Below are 18,635 nucleotides of genomic sequence, written 5' to 3' on the forward strand. Positions count from 1 at the left end.
CGGGGCGTTCCCGAAGCAAGGAAAGAGAGGCCGCATGCCGAAACGTGACAAGGAAGCATTGCATTGTCTGGTTACCGCCACCGCGAAAGGCATCCGCATTCAGTTGCCGAAGACCGACGATCTGTCGCCGCTCTATTCCCGTAAGCAAGTGAAAAACATCATTGCCGACCTCCAGTCGGCTCTCGACAACGATCTGTTCCTCGCTTGACGAGAGGCGCGCCTCCGTGGCGAGTTTCATGGAGACCGGGTTAGCCAGCGGCTGAACTCAAGCCGCAGCAATCCGTGCGCACGCTTGGTGACGTGCCCGGGGCAGGAAGATGGCCAAGCCGGCGCAATCCGCGGCGGGCGGTTCGCGCCGGTGCCGTAACCGCTGAAGCCTTTGGGCCTCGCTCTCTTGGAATATTGCAGAGGCGGAAGCGTGCCGGATCGCGGGGCGTGGCTTCAGGCGCTGGCCAAGGAAGCCGGTTATACCAAGGACAGAACGCTTTTCGACAAGGCTCGGACCCGGTTGCGGGACTCGCGCCGCATCGAGGATCGACGGCCTCTGGGCGATCGCTCGGCCGGTGCCCATCCGGAAGGTCGCCGATCTTCATGCGTTCGAGACCTTGGTCTCTCGGGCGCAACTTTGACCATGAGAGCCCTCGCTCGATGTTCAGCGGCGCGAACCGCTCAATCATCAATCGTAAGCGACACCTGGACTTCGCAGCCCTGCGGCAGGGGCCTTCTTGTCCATCGTGCCCTTCATCTGCGTCGCGAGCAGATTTATGATCCGGGTCCCGAGGCCGCTCTTCACCTCGGCGGGGCAGCCGACGCCTTCGTCGCTTACGGTGATGAGAATACGGTCCTCCGCGGCGCATACGTCGATCTCCACCACTCCCGGCCGGTGATCCGGGAATGCGTATTTGAAGCAGTTGGTCACGAGTTCGTTGACGACCAGTCCGATCGAGGCTGCCTGGGGGCTTCTCATCTGGATGTCCTCGCATCGGATGCGGAGGTCAACGGGCCGCACTCCACGATGGTAGTCGGCGAGACTTCCGCACAAGGATTCGAGGTAAGGTCCCAGAGCTATCCGGCTGCCGTCCGAGGTATCCCTGAGCCGGTCTTGGACCTTCGCGATGACATCGACGCGGGCGACCGCCGAGGCGATGGTCGGCTGCGCCGCGGGGGCGGTCTCGGAGCGCCTGCAGGCGGAGGATAGATACGAGGTGGCCAGGTCGTTCTTGGTTCGATGCGCGAGGCCCTGCAACATCACGTCGGCGTGCCGTTTGGCTTCGGCCAATTTTGGACAGTGGGGTCCGAAGGAGCTCGGTCACCGCCGCAATGCAGAGGCCGGTCAGCACGAAAAGGCGAGCGGAAAGATCGGGTCGATAGGGGGCTCGGGGAACAGAAAACCGGGGGTCAAGGCAACTCATGCTACCGTTGCAAGGATCCCGGATCCTCGATCGAGCAGAACAGCGGGAATGAACAGCAGAACCGGATACGGGTTGCCCATTCAGCACAATCCTTACAGGAACGCGATGCCGACGATGCCGAGAGAGAGTACCGATCCAAGCCGCAAGCTTCGATCGCGTCGTCAGAACCCGATGCAGGATATCTTCCATCGATGCTGATTTGCCGCCCAGACTCCGGCGCTCCTTGAACGACTGAATGTTTACGGAAACCGCCACCGTAGAATCCCCGGCGGGCTATGATCTCCTTAGGCGCAAATACGCACGTTCGATAAGCGGAATCGCGCCGCGAAAAGGAATATTTTACGGTGTTCCGAGAAAGCCACGGCATTTTCCGTTCGAGAGATGATCTTTAAGCGGTGCCCCTCTACTGTGCCCGGCGGGAGAACGTCCATGGTCCTTGTTGCCGCTACCGAGGCGCTGGTCTCGAGCGAAGAGGCTGACGATGTCAAACGCGTCCGTCAGCGCCGACGCATGTTCATCATGGTCGGCTTGGCCTATCTCTTCGACGTACCGATACTCTTGCTGTACTGCCTGACGGGAGGGATAACGGTCTCATTGCCCGCGATGTATTGCCTCGCCGGAGTTTCGTTGACCCTGGTAGCCTTGGTTCTATCGGAACTGCGCCTGAGCGACAGGCTCCGCGATCACTATATGACCGCTCAGCTAAGCATCGGAAACATCGCCATCCAACTGACGGCGGCTTACGTGGCGCCGGAGATCGGCTTCTTTTTCATATCAACCATTTTCTTCGTGGTTGGCTACGGCTGCCTGCGCATGACTGGAAGGCAGACGGGTTTAGTATGGACTTTCGCCGCAGTCGGGTCCGTATACCTCTTCATGCTCAGCGGCAAGCACATCGCATTGCCCATGGATACGCCGGCGGAACGCAGTCTCGCACTTTTGTGTTTCCTGACCACGTTGGCGCGCTGCGCCATCGTCGGGCTCTACGGCAGTTCCTTGCGCGAGATGCTCTACAAAAAGAGCAACGAACTGGAAAGTGCGCACGCTCGCATCGAGCAGCTTGCTCAAACCGACGAGCTCACGGGAGTGCTGAACCGGCGGTACATCATGAGATCGGTGAACGAGGAGCTGCTGCGCGCGCAAAGGAAGCCGGCGCCCTGCAGCGTGGCGATCATCGATCTGGATCTGTTCAAGGGGATCAACGACACGTTCGGTCATCCGGTCGGGGACGAAGTGCTTCGATCGTTCGCAATCGCTGTGTCCGCTAACATCCGGAGCGTCGACAGGCTGGGACGGTATGGCGGCGAGGAGTTCCTGCTCGTTCTTCCGGAGACGCCGAGGGATCAGGCCATCGCGATCGTCGATCGGCTTAGACAGATCGTGGGAAACCTGAACTGGGATGCCATTTCGAATGGTCTCAAGGTGACCATGTCGGCGGGTGTTGCCCAAGTCAGGCAGAACGAGGCTCCGGAGGACATCCTCGCGAGATCGGATGCGGCGCTGTACCGGTCCAAGGACGCCGGTCGCAACCGAGTTACCGGCGGCTAGGTGCTTTGGATGCTGGCAGAACCTTCGATGAGTACCGTATATTGCTCGGATGATCCGGATAGACCGAAAGACTGAGACTGACCTCCGAGAGGCCGTCCGCCTCGCGACTACCTATGCGGCGGACTCGTTCCGGGCCGAAAGCATCGAGGAATTCGACAAGATTCCTCGGGAGCATTTTGTCGCAAGATGTCACGAGGGTTTCAGCCTCGCGCAGGACGTCATTCTCAAAAATCTTCTGCCGCTCGAAGAGAAATTGAAGGCACTGCGCGGTGACATCGCAAAGCAATCCAAAGGAATGAAAAAGCGCGAAATTCAGCGCGACGAAGTCCTGCAGAAGCTCAATGCGGAGGAGGCAAGGCTCGTATGGATCTCGAACGCCTTTCGCCGGGTCGCCGACGCGATGGCTTGGCAGATACTGGGGATGAACAAGGTCCTCATGCGGAGCACGCACACGGGCGGCGCCGGGCGAGGCTACCTGAGCGATACGAACATCGCTTCGGCGATCGACGCCATCGCGCAGCTCCGCAAGCCGGGTGAATTCTATCTGATCACCGATCTTACTCTGAGCCTCGGCGCCGGCGCGGGCGATCTGCTCCAAGTACGGCCGGATCAATCGTGCGGGTTCGTGGAGCTGAAGACTGGCGTCCAAAACGCGCGGATCTTCGATTTCATTCATGGCTTTGCCGATCAAGTCGAGGCGCAACAGGAAAAGATCGCGAAGGGAGAGGGACCTCGATCCCCCGAGGAATGTTCGCTGCACCAGTACATGGATGCGAACATCGACCTCATGACAGAAAAGGGAAAGCGAAAGCAGATCGACCGGATCTTTCGGCAAATGGAGAGGTCGCTTCAGGTTCTAGATTACGAGCGAACCGGTTTCGCGCGGGACAAGTCTTCCGCGAAGGATGGAATGCGGGTCGAGAGATTTGCTCACGTTCCCGAAACGACCGAAAAATATGCGTTCAAGGAAATCGGGAGAGCCCTCAGCGGAACTGCGGAGCAGCCGCCCTACTTCTCGTTCCTGCACTATGGACGGGTCCTGACCATACTGGTCTCGGACAATCTGAAGTCTTCGACCTTTGCGAGGAGCCTGTCCCCCTTCGTGCGGACAATGAACGCGCGTCACATGATCTATCACCAGATCAACGACAATCTTCCAGACTGTGGACACGGCAAGGGCCCGAAGGAGGGAGCGCAGGAATTCATCACATATTCCAGGCTCTTCGTCCTCGATTGGGCCACTCAGGTGCTTTGCGACGGCTCGCTTATCCCTCCTTTTCTGATGGGATTTGGTTCCGACCTCATTTTCGACGTCATCTGCGGCCGGAAGAGTATTTTCGTGCACTTCGACCGGGTGGCGTTTGCGGAATTCGTGACTGAGGCTGCTGACGGAAAATTCAGTGTCGTGCCGGTCAAGCACGTCGACGGCGAGTGGGCTGGTCTCAAGATCAAAATTGCGCAACGACCAGGGCGGAAAGGCGATTGGACGATCGGATGGGGCTTGATACTCCGCATGTTGATCGAATTTCAGGATCCGGAGACCCTGCGCCGGCATCTCGTCGAGATGATGACGGAGCGGGAAGGACGGGACGAGACGTCGCTCCGACCGACCGATGCCGTCGAAACGGATCCCGGTCGGAATCGCGAGACTTAGCCCTATCGTTGCGGGCCTCGACGGAGGAGGAACGCTTTACAAGATGCCAATCACCGACCCTTAAGGGGTCGGTTGAAGCGCGAGCTCGCCGGTGGAGTCTCGGCGCTGGCGGCTTTTCTCGGAGAGGCATGGGTTGCCATTCGGCCTCAAGCGGTCGCCTGATATCGGGTGGAGAAGACGCTGTCGGGACGATCGAGGCCGTAGTGCTCGCGCAGCGTCGAACCGGCGTAGTCGTGGCGGAATAGACCAGGCTTGCGGAGTATCGGCACGACCTGCTCGGCGAACAGATCGAAGCCTTCGGGCAGCTACGGCGGGCGCACCATGAGAGGAGTCGCTCGGACATCTGCCCGAATAATCCGGCCCATAGGCGATGTCGTCGAGCTGACAACGAGGTATTTCAGGGCGCGAACCGGTCTTCGTCGAGCGCAGCCTGGAGATCGGCGATGATGCGTCGCACCTGCTTGCGCGAATAGCCACGCTCTCGGGCAACTGGATAGAGATGCCCCTCGCCGTGACGACGATCAGAGCGTGCGACTTGCTTACGTTTTGCCATGCTGCCTCTTGGTTTGGCTGTTTTTGTACGATGATGTTCCATTGCATTGAAGCCCACTGGACGCGTCCTGGAAGTCGTCCGAAGAGCCTTCGTCACCAGTCGATCGAGGCCACCATCTTGAGCGCACGGTCGATTTCGGCGACGTCCACGGTATAATCGTCGGCAATGTCGATATGCGCGCCGCTATCGTCCCTGCCATTGTGCACGGCAATCGCAATCCAGCCCGGGCCTGCATTCAGATCCATCCAGCGATTGGCCTGACGGATGCGCATTGCCGCCTGCTTCAAAGTCACTCGCATTTATCGCTTCTCCTCCTATCTAATCGTCGCACTGCACGCGCGCGCGCTCTCAAGCTTCGCTCAGTTCCCGGGATTATCCGGAGCGCCAGCGTGGAGGTCGTTGTCTGGTCGGGGTGCACGATCACGCCTCCTCGAAGTCGTCCGCGGCGAGTTCGTCCGAGTCCGAGGAGTGGTCACCCAACAGATCGGAAACGATCTGGGTCTCGGACACGACCCAATCGGCATCGGGGCGCCCGCCGACGCCGTGAAGATGCATCAGCAGAGCAGGGGCGAGACCGTCCACCCAGGTCTCTCCATGGTTCTTCAGCAGCTGCAGCACCGCCGGCCAGACGCCGACCACGCGCATGTTCGAATGGATCAGGCTCATCGGCGTGTAGTCCTGATTGGGATTGTGCGTGGTGCTGGGCGTTCCTCCGGCCTTCAGGTTGAGGAACATGGCCTCGTAGAATTCCCGCCGCTCGAAGAAATATTTGAGCTTCCTGTCCCAGTGCGGGCGAAGCACCTCCGACAGCGCGTTCCAGGTGGCGTCGTCCATGCGATGTTTTTCGGGCTCCTCAAACATCGCAAGATCGATCTTGGAGGGGTGAATTTCCCGGAACCCCTTCTCCCGCGGCGGGATGACGACCTCGAAGCTGATCTTGAGATCAGGCTGGACCGGGCCGGTTTCGAAGAAGCAGGAGAGGTCGATCGTGACGTAGGCGGTGGCGCCGTAATCGTGGTCGTGCGGAGTGACGTGGATGTCGAGCATCCGCCGCACGGTCTCGACGATGTCGAGGTCGGCGGGCTTCTTGGACGAGTACGTGGCCGGCTGGCGCAACCGCTCCAGCAGGTCGGTGCACTTCCGCAACTCTGTCTTTCGGACGGCTCCCGCCTTCGATGCGGCGTTGTCGCGGGCGAGAATGAGGTGGTGATCGAGGACGCGCATCTTCGTTTCGATCTCATGGCGACGCTCGGAGTAAGACTCTCGAGCCGTTCCGGAGAGCGGCGCCATCTCCACCAGCAGCGATTTGTGCTCGGCCTTGAGCAGCGCAAGCTCTTTGCGCGTGTCTTCTTCGGAGGCCTTGAGCACCTGGATGGTGCCGGCGTTTCGTTCGCTCAGCTTGGCCGCGTAGCGCTCGATGGCTCCGTCGGACGAGATTTCCTTGCCGAGGACGGTCAGGACGATCTGCGTGAGGCGGTCGGCATCCAGCCGGAAATGGCTGCTGCAGCTTCCGCGGCCCATCGATCCCGCGCATTTCATGACCGCGCGGTTGGCCTCTTCGCCCTTGTAGTTGAACCGGTAGACGCCGCAGGCTCCGCACGAGACGGTGCTGGTGAGGAGGCGGCGGCCCGAGCCGTCGCTCGAATACCTGCCGGAAAGCCGGGTCTGCTTTTCGCCCTCCTTTTTGGGAGCGTTGCGCTTGAGGTAATTGCCGGAGTTCCTGGCAAGCCGCTCCTGAACCCGATCGAAGAGGGCTCTGTCCTTGATGATCGCGAGCTTCGGGTCCTCGACCTTGTAATGATCCTCGACCGGAGCTTCGATCATCATGGGAGCGGCGCTGCCGTTGTCGGTCCAGTTGATGGTTTTGCCGTGCCAGAATTCGCCGATGAAGTCCTTGCAGCGCAGAAGGCCTCCATCTTGGGCCTTGTTGCCGACGAGGTGATTACGCTCCCACAGCTCGGCCTTTCCCGGCGGCTTGTAGGCCTCGTCGCCGGCCTTCCAGCGCGAATTCAGGTAGGTGATGATGTTGGAAGCGGTGCGGCCCTGGTCGAACATCGCGAAGATTTCCTGCACGACGTTGCCGTACAGAGGGTGGATCTGGGGAGCTTCCCCCTTGTGCGGGCGATAATGGCCGTGCCGGAGCCTCTTGGTGATCTTGTTGCGGTGCTGTGCGTTGATCCGATGTCCCGAACTCGTGCGTTTGGCGATGTTGTTGATTTCCCGGGTGGCTGCGAGACAGGAGAGCGCGCACTCGGCGTCGGTCAGCACCACGCCGCGGCCCGTCGTGATGATCGGAATGCCCTGTTTGGCGAGCATGACGTGGATGGGGTAGAGCCAGCCGCCGCGGGCAAGTCGGGTCTCCTCGTCGATCAGCAGCACGTCGGCGAGCCCCGAACGCAGGACGGCGATCGCGCGGAGCATGTTGGGCATGCCGAAGATCGCCTCTCCGAAGGTGTCTGGGTCCGCGAAGACCCGTTGGAGAAGCATTTCCCTCTGGCGGGCGAAGGTGATGATGGGCTCGACCTGGCGGATGAGGCTGGTGGAGCTCTCGAATTCGCCTTCGCTGTTGCGCAGATAGCCGAGAGCCCTCAGTCCCGACCTGTTCAGGACGTCCGAACCGGGGCCGATGAAGGCTGCGGGGGGCAGAAGAAACGCCTTTTCCAAGAGTTCCACACGCTCGGAGTGCGTCAGAATCTCTTTTCTCGTGACACTTTCGTCAAAAAGCGCCATGATTTCCGAGGTTTTCACCTTGGAAACGGACATGCCTCTGGGACGAACGTTGGTCAGCGCGGTGGTCACTGTAAGCCTATAAATGAATGTGCTATCATTATTGTTGGATGCAACAATAATTGTCAGCTAGGCTCGGCTGGCTTTCCCCATGTTTCTGCTGCAGGGTGCCGGCCTTACCCAATAAACCTCATTTCCCATGGCCGGACGCCCCCAAAAGACAGCATGGATAACCGAAGCCCGACGGTTTCGGTCCGCCCTCGAAGCCGCCGGGGAGGGGAAGCGAGAAGCGAGCCTTGAGGAGCTTGCAGGGGACGATGCGGACGTAAACACCCTCCGCAGGGCCATCCGGGCAGTCGATCTTCTTGACCGATGGAGCCAAGACCACGCCGAGGCGTCCGAGAAGCTCATTGCGACGCCTCAAACCGCGCTGGAAGTCTTCGCTGCCTGGGCCTCGCTCGACGAGAAGGCGGCCTGGCAGGCCTACGAAAAATGGGAGCAGGAGCGGACGCCCATCAACGATCTGGCACAGGAGCTTCGCACCTTCAGATCGGGCAGAGGCGCACGCGGCGGTCGAGGGCGGGAAAAGGACCTTCGCGAACAGATCGCTCCACATCTAAGTAGCTTCCTCCGGAAGCTCCTCGGCCGGAATCTCGCCTTCGAATGCGTCCGCAACGTAGCGCTCATGGAAGAATCCATGATGGACTTCGTTGCTTCGGCGAGCATGCCCGAAGACAGTCAATCCCTTTCGATAGCCATCGTCGTCGTTGGGCCCTACCGCAATCCGAACATGTATCGGAAGCGGAAGATCGAGTGGATCCAGAGAGCATTTTCCCTGGCGTGGATACATGATCACGTGATCCTGGTGTTGGAGGATGCAGAAGAGGTCGCCGGCTACGAAATCTGGGTGCGGAAGTTCAGCGCGGAGATTCGTGCCGGCTTGCGGCCGAGCGTTCTTGTGGCCGCAGCGCCGACCGGATAGCCATCATGAAGACCGTCGTCGCCGATGACGATGTCGACGTTGTTTCCGAAGTTTGGCGCTCTGCGCGGTCGCGTGGGCGACATCCTTCGCGATCTGCTGTTCTTTCAACGACTCCGCGTCCGATTGCGCTTCCGCCAACCGGTCGATGAATCTGAGGAACTCGGGCCGCTCCATAAGGAGCGCAGCGATCGAAAACTCTTTCGTCAGTTTCTGACCTCCGATAATTTGGTCTCCGTCGGGCGCAAAAGAAATTTCGGGTTCAGTGCAAATGCGCGACGTCGACCGGCGAACACGGTAACGGTCGACGGACAGACTCACTCAGCGCGCTACATCTCGGCTCGCCGCCATGGCGGCCGTGGTTGCGGCTTGCTTGCTAGGGAATGCGCAGAGGTCGCATCCAGCTAGTGCCGGATGCGACGCGATTCTGCCGGCGTATCCTCAGGCGCGGCGAGGACGAACCAGGGTGCGGTGATCGATCAACCGGTGCCGCTGAGGCGACGTCGGATCCCGCCCGGCGAACCATCCGAACGACTCGACACCCTGCCGGGGGCGGCCCCGGAAGATACCGGTTAAAGCCGGCCGATCGGTCCGGTCCGCCGTCGTGTCGAAGCCATTGTACTTACGCATGCAAACCTTTCAGGTCGACCCCATCCGTACTGCATCCATAGCAGCGACGTCTGGAAATGTCAATATCTAGATATCTAAATATCTTACGATGGTGCGATTCCGACGTGTTTCCCTTTAGTCAAGAGCCTAGGGAAATCCCGAGTACGGTACACGCTAGGCTGTGTGCAAGCCTACCGGCTCACTTTCGAGGGGGGCCAAGTGGGCTGGAGATCCGTTCGTTTGCTTCTTCATTTGTATTCCATGTGCCAGAACATGTTCGTATGCGCGACGCTAGGCCGCCGCGCCTCATCGATCAACATGTTTGGATTCCGAGCGAGAGGTCGGTTGCCCTTCCGTTGCCTGAGCGGAGCCTGAACGTATGGTCTGCCGGGTAAGATATCTGAGCAGCGCTGGCATTCACCGACGGGAGATTCCGGGCATCGGCGCGTTGTCAGCCGCCTTTCCGCAAGATTGGCTTCTATACGCCTCGCTTCAATGCTTCCCGAGGAACGACACGCCGATCGAAATGGACGCAATGGTCGTGATGCACGATCGCGTCCTCATTCTTGAGCTGAAGGACTTGGACGGGAAGCTGACGCACAACGGGGACCTGTGGCGCAACAAGAAGAGGACATTCCGTTCGCCCGTTCAGGCGGTGGCCTTGAAGGCCCGGAAGCTGAAGAGTTTCCTTAAGGAGCGCATCCCGGGCTTCGACTACTACGTTGATTCCCGCATCGTGCTGACGGGCACGTCGACGAAGCAGGAGCTGGACCCCGCGGAGCAGCCGATGGTGTGGTCGCTCCAGGAGGCGACATCGATCGCGACCCTGCAGGGAAGGAAGGCGCTCCTGAGGCCCGTCGCGCTCGGGCTGACGAAGGCGTTTCAACAGGAACCGGAGTTCGAGCGGGTCACACTCAATCCGAAGATGTTCGGCCCCCTCGAAACAGAATGGGACGGCTATAGGGTCGTCGAGCCCGACTTCGTCTCGCACCCCTCCGGCATATGGTCCGAACATCGGGCCGAGCAGGCTACCGATGACAGATTCAAGGCTCTCGTTCGCGTGTGGGCTTTCGACAAGCTACCCGCGGGCCTCAATAGCCAGGAGAACCGGGCCTTCATCGCAGACCGCGAAATGCGCGCCATCGGGCGGCTGTATGATCTCGGCAGTCCGCTTTTTCGGCGGAACGCGATCCTTGAGCCGATCGGTGACATCAAGCGCGAGATCCTGACCCAACATTTCGAGCTGCGCAGGCTGACAGCCGGCTTTACGACGATCGACCGATGGCTCGAAAGCCACTCGGACGACATCGACGTGGACGATCGCGTCACGACGGTGGCAAGCCTGCTCGAGATCGTGGCTGAACTTCACGCCCAAGGGATCGCGCACCGCGACCTCGGACCGAGGTCGATATGGGCGATGTCTCCCACGAGGATCTCGCTCACGGGCCTGATGGCCTGTCAGTTGCCCGACGATGAATCCCTGGCGGAGTGGATATCCATCCTGCGGGGCCATTCGGGCCGGCTTCCGGAGGATGCCGATAGAACCCTCGCAGGAACTGCCAAGCAACGGGACGTCTACGCGCTGGGGCAGTTGGCCTTTCGCATACTCGCCGGCGCGCCGGCGCCCGAGGATCCGGGGCAGTTCTCGCATGCGTTCCCGGTGCCGGAGCTCGTGCCATGGCTCGCCCGCGCTCTTCAGGCGAACGGTGGTGCGAGGTATTCCGACGCGCGGCAGCTCGCGGACGAATTTGCGTCGGCGGTGGATCGGATGGAGACGGCAGGGATCGACCAGCCGCTCATAGACCGGCACGAGACCAAGGATCTTCCCTATCTGCTCTGGCCACCGGTCCGCCAGCTCGAGGGCGACAACATCTACCTGGCCCGGGACGCAGACGGGGCCGAGGTGGTCGTCAAGACGTGGCCATCGGTCCGGCGCGGCGAGAGCACCGCTGGGGACCTCGCTCTCACGCGCCTGTTCGACGGCGTCGGCCGGCTGGTGAGCAGCCCTTTGCCCGGACTGCCGCGGTACGTCAGGGCCGGATTACACGCGATGGGACCCTTCGTGGCCTACCGTTACGAGCCCGGAACGCCCCTTTCGGTGTCGATGCCGAAAGACCCGGAGGTCGTCCTCCGACTATCGGATCGACTCGTGGAATGCGTCGTTGCAATCCACGCCATGAGCCATTCGCACGGCGACATCGCCTTCAAAAACATCCTCGTGTGCGAGGGCGACACGGATATCCGCCTGCTGGATCTGTTCGACATGACGCCACTGGGGGATGGACGCGTCAGAACGCCGGCAATGAGCCCCGACAACCGCGACGCTCTGACAGACGAGCAATTGGACCGGTATGCCACCGTCAAGGTCGTCCGGGCTCTCTTGGAAGGCACAAGCGACCCGAGCCTATCGGGAGAGATCGCGATATTGGACCGCGAACTCGAAAGGCCGAGGATCGAGACCTTCGAGCCGATCATCTCTTGCGTCAGAGAAGCCCTCGACCGCCTCCAGGCGGCCAAGCCTCAGCGTTTCACGATCACGTTCAAGGGTGGCAGTAAAGGGCCGTTTGTCTCCGACGGGGGGGCCTATTATTTGACCGTAGAACGCGGGGAGGCTTCCGAAGTCGAGTACCGCCTTTTCGGGATCGATCGCATGCTCGGCATCCAGGTGCGAGGAAGCGAGGTGATGGGCGTGCGTTATACGCCCGCGAATTTCACGATGCTTTCGGCTGCATCGCAGTTCGGCATAGCGGCGAACTTGGTCGTCGAGGTCAACGAAGGAGCCGAGGCCGGGATCGATAGCCTGCTGTCGTTCCTCGAGACGCTGGCTGGTCCGCCCGTCGCTTCCGAGGCAGAGGTCCACGAGACGCTACCCCAATCCATCGACGTCCCGCGCTACTGGCGTAAGTTGCTCGAACTGGAGGAGGCGTTCCAGCCTGGAGTAGAAATCCTTCAGGATATCGGGCCGCCTTCCGGACCGATCGCCGTCTACGCCTACGAACGCCTGGGGCGGGACTTCGACTTCGACACGGGAACGACCGTCGATGTGCTTTTGCCGACGGGGAGGCGTGTCGGAGAGGTCAATCTCGATCAGACCGACGGCCAGCGGCTGGTCGTCGAATTCTCCGATAGGCGTCTGGCCCCCGGCGACCGCGTCAACCTCGTCGAGCGAAGGTCCCGTACTTCGTTCGACCGCCGTATGAAGGCTGTCCAGCGCATCCTCGACGATCAAGCCGCCATTCAAGGCCTCATCGACTTTTTCAAGCCAGGCTCGTCGATCCGCGCGAACGACTACGGCGAGGCGGTATCGGACGAGGAGCTCAAGCGCTATCGGCTGAATAAGGGGCAGCGCCTTGCGTTCCGACACGTCATCTCAACCGGACCCGTCGCGATGCTGCAGGGACCGCCAGGCACGGGAAAGACGCTCTTCATTGCATCGCTGGTCCACTGGCTCACGGTCGAGCGGGGAGCGCGAAAAATACTGATCGCGAGCCAATCGCATGAGGCCGTCAACAACGCCATCGAAGCCTTGCTGGACCTTTTCAAGGGCCTCGGGGGAAGGCGACCAAGCCTCCTCCGCATTGGTTCGAAGGGCATCACCCAGAAGATCCGGCCCTACCATACCAGCTCGCTGCAGGAGCGCTCCAGATCCCGCTTCGAAAACGCCTTCCGGCAGCGCGTGCTAGGCCCCTGCAGCGCGGTCGGAATCGCCAAGTCGCTGGCGACCGATGCCATCGAAATCGATCGTACGATCGGTGAGAGGGCTCGCAGGCTGAAGACGCTCACGGAGGCCGAACGGGGCCGGTCGCGGTCACCCCGACGCGAATTCAAGCACCGGGATGCTACGCTTGAGCGAGCCGCAAAAGCCTTTTCCGAAGCCGCCGAAAGAATTCTGGGAAGGGCAGGCGATCCCACCAGCATCGACGCCGAACTGGATGAGGCTTTCGCGACGATATTGGCGCGCCATCCGGGTTCGTCCATGGCGGACGTGGTAAGGACGAGGCGGCTCATCGAGCTGTCGCGCGAGTGGGCTGCTTCTCTTGCATCGCCCTATCGCAATTTCGAGGAGTTTCTGGCCAAAACGCGCACAGTGGTCACCGCCACCTGTGTTGGCGTTGGGCAGACCAAGATTCGCATGGAAAGAAACGTCTACGATTGGGTCATCGTCGACGAGGCCGCCCGCTGCACGCCAGGCGAGCTCGCGGTGCCCATCCAACTCGGCCGGCGCGTGCTCCTCGTCGGCGACCACCGGCAACTGCTCCCCATGACGGAGCGGGCGGTGTTGCGCGGTCTCCGCGGCGAGATGCCCGACACGCCACGCCAGGAGTTCGAAAGGAGCGACTTCGAGCGTGCGTTTCTCTCCAGCTACGGTCGGGAAAACGGACACACTCTGACTGAACAGTACAGGATGGCTCCTGACATATGCGATCTTGTATCGCGTATCTTCTATGAACCGCACGGCGTGCAGCTCCGGACGTCCGAGGACCGCGAACCCGATCAGGCATTCCAACAGTCGCTCGAAGCTCCTCTGTCCTTCCCGGTGACCTGGATCGATACTTCGCACGAGCCGGATCACGCCGAACTGCCGGCACCGTGGGACCCCACCACTTTCACGAACCCCGCCGAGATCGAAGCGATCATGCGGCTGCTCGAGCGCATCGCGGCGGACGCGGCCCTCGTCAAGGCGCTGTCGTCCAGCAAGAGCGAGACGCCGATCGGCGTCATCTGCATGTACAGCGCGCAGAAGACCCGGATTCAGGACACGTTCGCTCGGCGGCCATGGGATTCGAAGTTCCGCAGCCTGGTGCGAGTCGATACGGTGGATTCCTATCAAGGCAAGGAAAACACCATCGTGATCGTGTCCCTTGTCCGGTGTAATCGGTCCGGAGACCAAGGGCACGTCCGCATTCCCAACCGCTGCAACGTCGCCATGTCGCGCGCAAAGGAGCGCCTGTTCATAGTCGGAGCAAGTCGGATGTGGGGGGCCGTCCCAGAGCGCTGGCCGATGCGCCGGGTCTTCGATGAGGTCAAGGGAGGAGCACAGGGCTGCAAGAAGATCGACTCGAGGACCATGCGATGACCGGCATTCCGGGGGCGACGATCATCCGCAGCTTCGGCTTCAACGTTCCTTGCAGGCGATACCTGATCAGGGCCAACGTTACGACTGATCGTCGCCTTCCCGTAGTAGACGAGTTCGTACTCCGCATCTTAAAGGTCTGCGACACCCTGCCAGTGCGGCGATTGTCTGCCTTCTTCGGCTTCAGCGGGACCGAGATCAATGCCGTCGTAGCAGATCTGTCGGCGGCTGGCCTGGTGACGGTCGAAGGCAATTCCCTACGGCTTCACCGTTCGGCTCTGGATTATTTCCGCGGCCCTGAAGAGGATGGACCCCGCATATTGGAGGTCGAAAGCTGGGTCCGACGCCTGTGGTTCGATCTGGTCAGTAAGAACATGGTGGCGCCGGACCGGACTAGGTCCGCACGCCATCTCGTCGACATCCGGCCCGCAGGCACGGCCAGAGATCTTCCGCTGTCATACGCGCGGGAGGCATTCGAAGCGAATTTCCCCGAGTACCTCCGAAGGGTTCTCAAAATGAGGAACCCCGATCGCTTTTCGCTGTATTCCGTGTCGGAGGTCATTGCCGAGCGCTTTGGTTCGCAGGTTTTCCGGATGGAGGAGGAGCTGACGTTCGATCCAGAACCGCGACTCCGTCCGAATTTGACGAGCATCGACAGCGATAGCGCGGGCCGGTTCAATCTGCTCTCCGAGGAGATTCTGAATGCGTATCGAAAGCTCGATTGGGTGCAGGCGGCACCGGGCGGCGTTTCGGAATTCTCAGCGCTCTCCGGCGAAGGTTCGGTAGCGGACGCCTACGGTGGATCCGCTCGCTTCGACATCACCAAATGGCTCAGGCTAAATCCCGATCGTAGGAAGCCCGATCGGCAGAACCTCGTCGGCGCCTCGTACATTCGGCGCAACGTTGATTTCCTCGTCAACCTGATCGATAACGCTGCGCTGGCCCCGTCGGTGCAGGCATCGCGGGAACGCGAGATCGTCTGGTATCGGCCAGGCGGGTCGAACTGGGGGCGATCGCCCGACCTCCAGGAAGCCTTGCGCTCGATCAAGATTGCGCTCAGGCGCAAATACGGCAAAGTCGAGATCCGTACGAGACTGGTTCTCCCCGACGACTCCCGCCGAGATCATCCCGAAAACTTCAAGAACCTGTTCGACGAAGGCTATCTCGCGCCGCCGGGTTTCCTTCATCCCTCCGTTGAGGTCGTCCACGTCCGCGGCATCGCCGCGATCATGCTGGTAACGGTGGCGCTTTCGCCGACCGTCGAAGTTCCGGTGGGATTCGCGACTAGCGCGACCGATCCCTTGGCAAGGATCGAGCGCAAGCTGACGAAAGTCGATGCCATCTTCGAGGAGGTCTGGAAGGGAGAGCGGATCGAGGAGGAGGAACACCCCGTCGGGCCGGAAGATGAGGAGCCCGAAGATTAACGGGGGCGCTCGGAGAGCCTTGCGCGACGAGCGAGACTCACCATAGTTTCAATCATCATCGATTTTTTCGTCATTCAGCAAAGCACGATAACGTATGCATAGAGCAAATCGCGACCTACCTGCGAGCGGCTTCGCCCTCATCGTCGATGGAAGAGTGAAGACGGAGTTCACCACGAGAGAAGGTGCAGATAGCGGCGCTAGAGATTTGAAACAGCGCTTCCCCAGCCTGCAGATCAGGATCTACGACGCCGAGAACAGGTCGCACGCTGATATCTGAGAGTTGTCGCACCCGAAAATTGGACGTCGTTATCCGGATCTTTCATCTTCCGTGAGCGCCGCTCCGATAAGGCGCCAGACGCTCTGACGACGATCGTGATCCCGCACGAAAACAGTGCGCGTGGCCGGGGCATTGCCGGTCAGCGGGTTCTCTCCCTCCGAAATATCTACCCGATAGTCGCTGCGGTTCGCGAGATCGGAGATGTTCCCGATATGCATCACCGCGATCGTGCGACGAAAATCTGCCGCTCCTCCAGGAAATAGTTCAACTGTTACTCTGAGCATCAATCCTCCGTTTGGTCTTCGTCGTGTAACTCGGGCTTTACGGTCTGCGTCAGCAGGAGCCGCTCGATCTCGGAGCGATCCAGATATCCCGTCGTCTGCAACCGAGCGGCTACTGCCTCTACGGCCGGGCGGTTCTTTTCGATGAGGGCGCGAGCACGCTCATGACAGCGGTCCAACCTCTTTCTGACAAGGGAGGTGACGCCGGGATCATGAAGGAACATCTCCCGCGTATTCTTCGCATAATGGACGACACCCAGTGAGCCCAATCCGTAGCCCAATTCGAGGTCCAGGGCGGCACCCGTAGCACGGGCGAAATCGCTGTCATCGCCGATGCCGGCACCTATGGTCGCTTCGGCCCGACCGAGCAGGATCTCCTCAGCGGCCCGGCCGCCGAGGAGTGCGGTGATCAGATTTTCGACGCCAGCCTCGGTTTGGGCGTTCGCACTGGAGAGATCGACCCGGGTCGTTCCGCCATGATCCAGGATGCTCAATGCCTGCGGCTCGAATACGTCGAGCGCGACACCGACGATCAGGTGACCCGACTCGTGGACGGCGCAGACCCGCCTGAGCTTGTCCGGCAGAGCTTCGCGGCCGGACCGTATCTCGTGAACGACATCTTCGATCGTAAGATCGCGTTGCGCGCGCCGTGCACGGGATCTCGCCCGCCGGACCCATGTCTCGACGTCGGCGCCGGTATGCCCGATCGCCGCGAGCGCGGCGTGGGTCAGGTCGGCGCCAGGCAGAAGGTTCGGCCCTAGATAGTAGCGCAAGATCTTTGCGAGCGCAGCGGCGTCGGGCAGCGGGATCTCGATGGTCCGGTCGAGTCGGCCGGCACGTCTTACCGCCGGATCGATCCGCTCGGGGAAGTTAGTGCAGCATACGACGATCACACCGGGAGGAACGGCCGACAGCTGCTCCAACAACAGATTCAGGATCTGAGTCCAGTATTCCCGGTATTCCCCGCCGATGCTGGCGCGGTCGCTTATTCCGTCCAGTTCGTCCACGAACAAAACGGCGGGCGCGAGCTGCTTCGCCTTGGAGAAGCTGTCCTTGATGGCTGCGAGCGTGCCCGATAAATATAGAGCGGAATTCCAGTCCGCGACGCTCGTCTTCACGATGGGCACGTTGCAGGATTTGGCCAGAGCCATGGCGTATTGCGTCTTGCCGACTCCGGGGGGGCCGAAGAGGAGCAGGGAGCTTTCGATATTTTCCCAGTCCAGGCGCCCCGTCCGATACGCCCGCAGGTCGGCTACGAGTTCGAGTCCCCAATCGCGCGCGGCGCCGTAACCGGGAAGGTCTTCCAGTGAGGGGCCGTCGTAATCGAGAACCGTCTTGTTCGAGACCATGGCGTCCATTCGGCGGATGCAATCGTCCGCCGAGCGGTCAGGTCGGATGGAGAGTGCCAAATCGGAGATGTCCACGACCTGCACCAACTGTTCGTCGACGGCGATAGTGGGCGCTTCCCCGGTCACCGCCTCGACAACCAGCGAGATCGCGGACGCATCCAAGCGCTCCAGCGACAGGTGATGCTCCGCGGCCCTCAACAGATCGCGAGGCAGATGGCGACGGGGATCGGGAGCGATACCGACGATGGGCGCAAGAGCATGAAGAGCCTTCGCCACCGCTTCGTTGCCGTTTTCGTTGCGATGCTGCTTCCCCGATCCGTCGCGGGACACCAACAGAACGGGGTTGGCGCAATTGGCTTCGAAGTGCTGCTCGTCCCTGATGGAGGCATCCTTGCCGAAGGCGCAGACCTTCAAGATCCCGCGGACGAGCGGTACGACGGCGGCCGAGTGCGTCGTGATCGAGACCACGGGGCACCCGCGGCGCAATTCCCGAGCGAGGCTGTCCACGCTCTCGACCGCCCGCGCGAGAAGGACAGCCGCCGCCGCCACGTCGGGTGGGATGGAGCCCTTGACCGCCGTCCGTGAGACGCCGGACAGATGGTCGATCGCCTTCTCGACAGGATCTCTTTTCTCGCTGCCACGAAGCGGCCGCGCGTGTGGCCCGGCGTTATGTCCCAGCATGTCGAGGTATGCTCTGGCCAGCAGATCTTTTCGCGCGTTCGTCTTCAGATGCTTCAAGCGTTCACCA

12 protein-coding genes and 1 pseudogene are annotated in these 18,635 nt (G+C 61.0%); 6 read left to right on the plus strand and 7 right to left on the minus strand.

What is annotated here, in order from left to right:
* Positions 1–34 precede the first annotated feature (34 nt).
* Positions 35–208, plus strand: coding sequence for a hypothetical protein (locus XH90_RS09300; protein WP_194480664.1), 174 nt, complete (start codon positions 35–37; stop codon positions 206–208).
* Between the two features lie 468 nt (positions 209–676).
* Here the strand turns inward: XH90_RS09300 and XH90_RS09305 are convergent, their stop codons facing one another.
* Positions 677–1,279 (minus strand): sensor histidine kinase, encoded by a 603-nt coding sequence (locus XH90_RS09305; protein WP_194480666.1) that lies wholly within the window; start codon positions 1,277–1,279, stop codon positions 677–679.
* Between the two features lie 562 nt (positions 1,280–1,841).
* Between XH90_RS09305 and XH90_RS09310 the strand changes: the two genes are divergently transcribed.
* Positions 1,842–2,960 (plus strand): GGDEF domain-containing protein, encoded by a 1,119-nt coding sequence (locus XH90_RS09310; RefSeq protein ID WP_246755742.1) that lies wholly within the window; start codon positions 1,842–1,844, stop codon positions 2,958–2,960.
* A gap of 49 nt (positions 2,961–3,009) precedes the next feature.
* Entirely contained in the window at positions 3,010–4,614 is a 1,605-nt protein-coding gene (locus XH90_RS09315) for a hypothetical protein (RefSeq protein ID WP_194480668.1), read from the plus strand.
* 146 nt (positions 4,615–4,760) lie between these two features.
* On the opposite strand, the pseudogene XH90_RS09320 reads toward XH90_RS09315, so the two are convergent.
* The 4 genes and pseudogenes from XH90_RS09320 to XH90_RS09335 form a co-directional block, all read right to left on the minus strand.
* Positions 4,761–4,919, minus strand: a pseudogene (locus XH90_RS09320) (LLM class flavin-dependent oxidoreductase); the annotation flags it as partial.
* 92 nt (positions 4,920–5,011) lie between these two features.
* Positions 5,012–5,167: a hypothetical protein gene (locus XH90_RS09325; protein ID WP_194480669.1), complete on the minus strand. Its 156-nt coding sequence runs from the start codon at positions 5,165–5,167 to the stop codon at positions 5,012–5,014.
* Positions 5,168–5,259: 92 nt separating this feature from the next.
* The gene (locus XH90_RS09330; RefSeq protein WP_194480672.1) at positions 5,260–5,466 is read right to left on the minus strand and encodes a hypothetical protein; all 207 of its coding nucleotides are present in this window, start codon (positions 5,464–5,466) and stop codon (positions 5,260–5,262) included.
* 121 nt (positions 5,467–5,587) lie between these two features.
* Positions 5,588–7,831, minus strand: a complete 2,244-nt coding sequence (locus XH90_RS09335; protein ID WP_194480674.1) for a recombinase family protein — start codon at positions 7,829–7,831, stop codon at positions 5,588–5,590.
* 262 nt (positions 7,832–8,093) lie between these two features.
* Between XH90_RS09335 and XH90_RS09340 the strand changes: the two genes are divergently transcribed.
* From XH90_RS09340 to XH90_RS09350, 3 genes are all read left to right on the plus strand, one after another.
* A complete protein-coding gene (locus XH90_RS09340; RefSeq protein ID WP_194480676.1) occupies positions 8,094–8,876 on the plus strand; it encodes a hypothetical protein in 783 nt (260 codons plus the stop codon).
* A gap of 985 nt (positions 8,877–9,861) precedes the next feature.
* Entirely contained in the window at positions 9,862–14,559 is a 4,698-nt protein-coding gene (locus XH90_RS09345) for an AAA domain-containing protein (protein WP_194480677.1), read from the plus strand.
* Positions 14,556–15,980 (plus strand): hypothetical protein, encoded by a 1,425-nt coding sequence (locus XH90_RS09350; RefSeq protein WP_194480679.1) that lies wholly within the window; start codon positions 14,556–14,558, stop codon positions 15,978–15,980. Before XH90_RS09345 ends, XH90_RS09350 begins: the two co-directional genes overlap by 4 nt.
* A gap of 306 nt (positions 15,981–16,286) precedes the next feature.
* Here the strand turns inward: XH90_RS09350 and XH90_RS09355 are convergent, their stop codons facing one another.
* Together XH90_RS09355 and XH90_RS09360 are read right to left on the minus strand one after the other, a co-directional pair.
* Positions 16,287–16,541, minus strand: coding sequence for a hypothetical protein (locus XH90_RS09355; protein WP_194480681.1), 255 nt, complete (start codon positions 16,539–16,541; stop codon positions 16,287–16,289).
* On the minus strand, positions 16,541–18,625 hold the full coding sequence (locus XH90_RS09360) for an AAA family ATPase (RefSeq protein ID WP_246755743.1): 2,085 nt from the start codon (positions 18,623–18,625) through the stop codon (positions 16,541–16,543). The genes XH90_RS09355 and XH90_RS09360 overlap by 1 nt, the downstream gene beginning before the upstream one ends.
* Positions 18,626–18,635 lie beyond the last annotated feature (10 nt).

The organism is Bradyrhizobium sp. CCBAU 53338 (genome assembly GCF_015291665.1).
GTDB lineage: Bacteria > Pseudomonadota > Alphaproteobacteria > Rhizobiales > Xanthobacteraceae > Bradyrhizobium.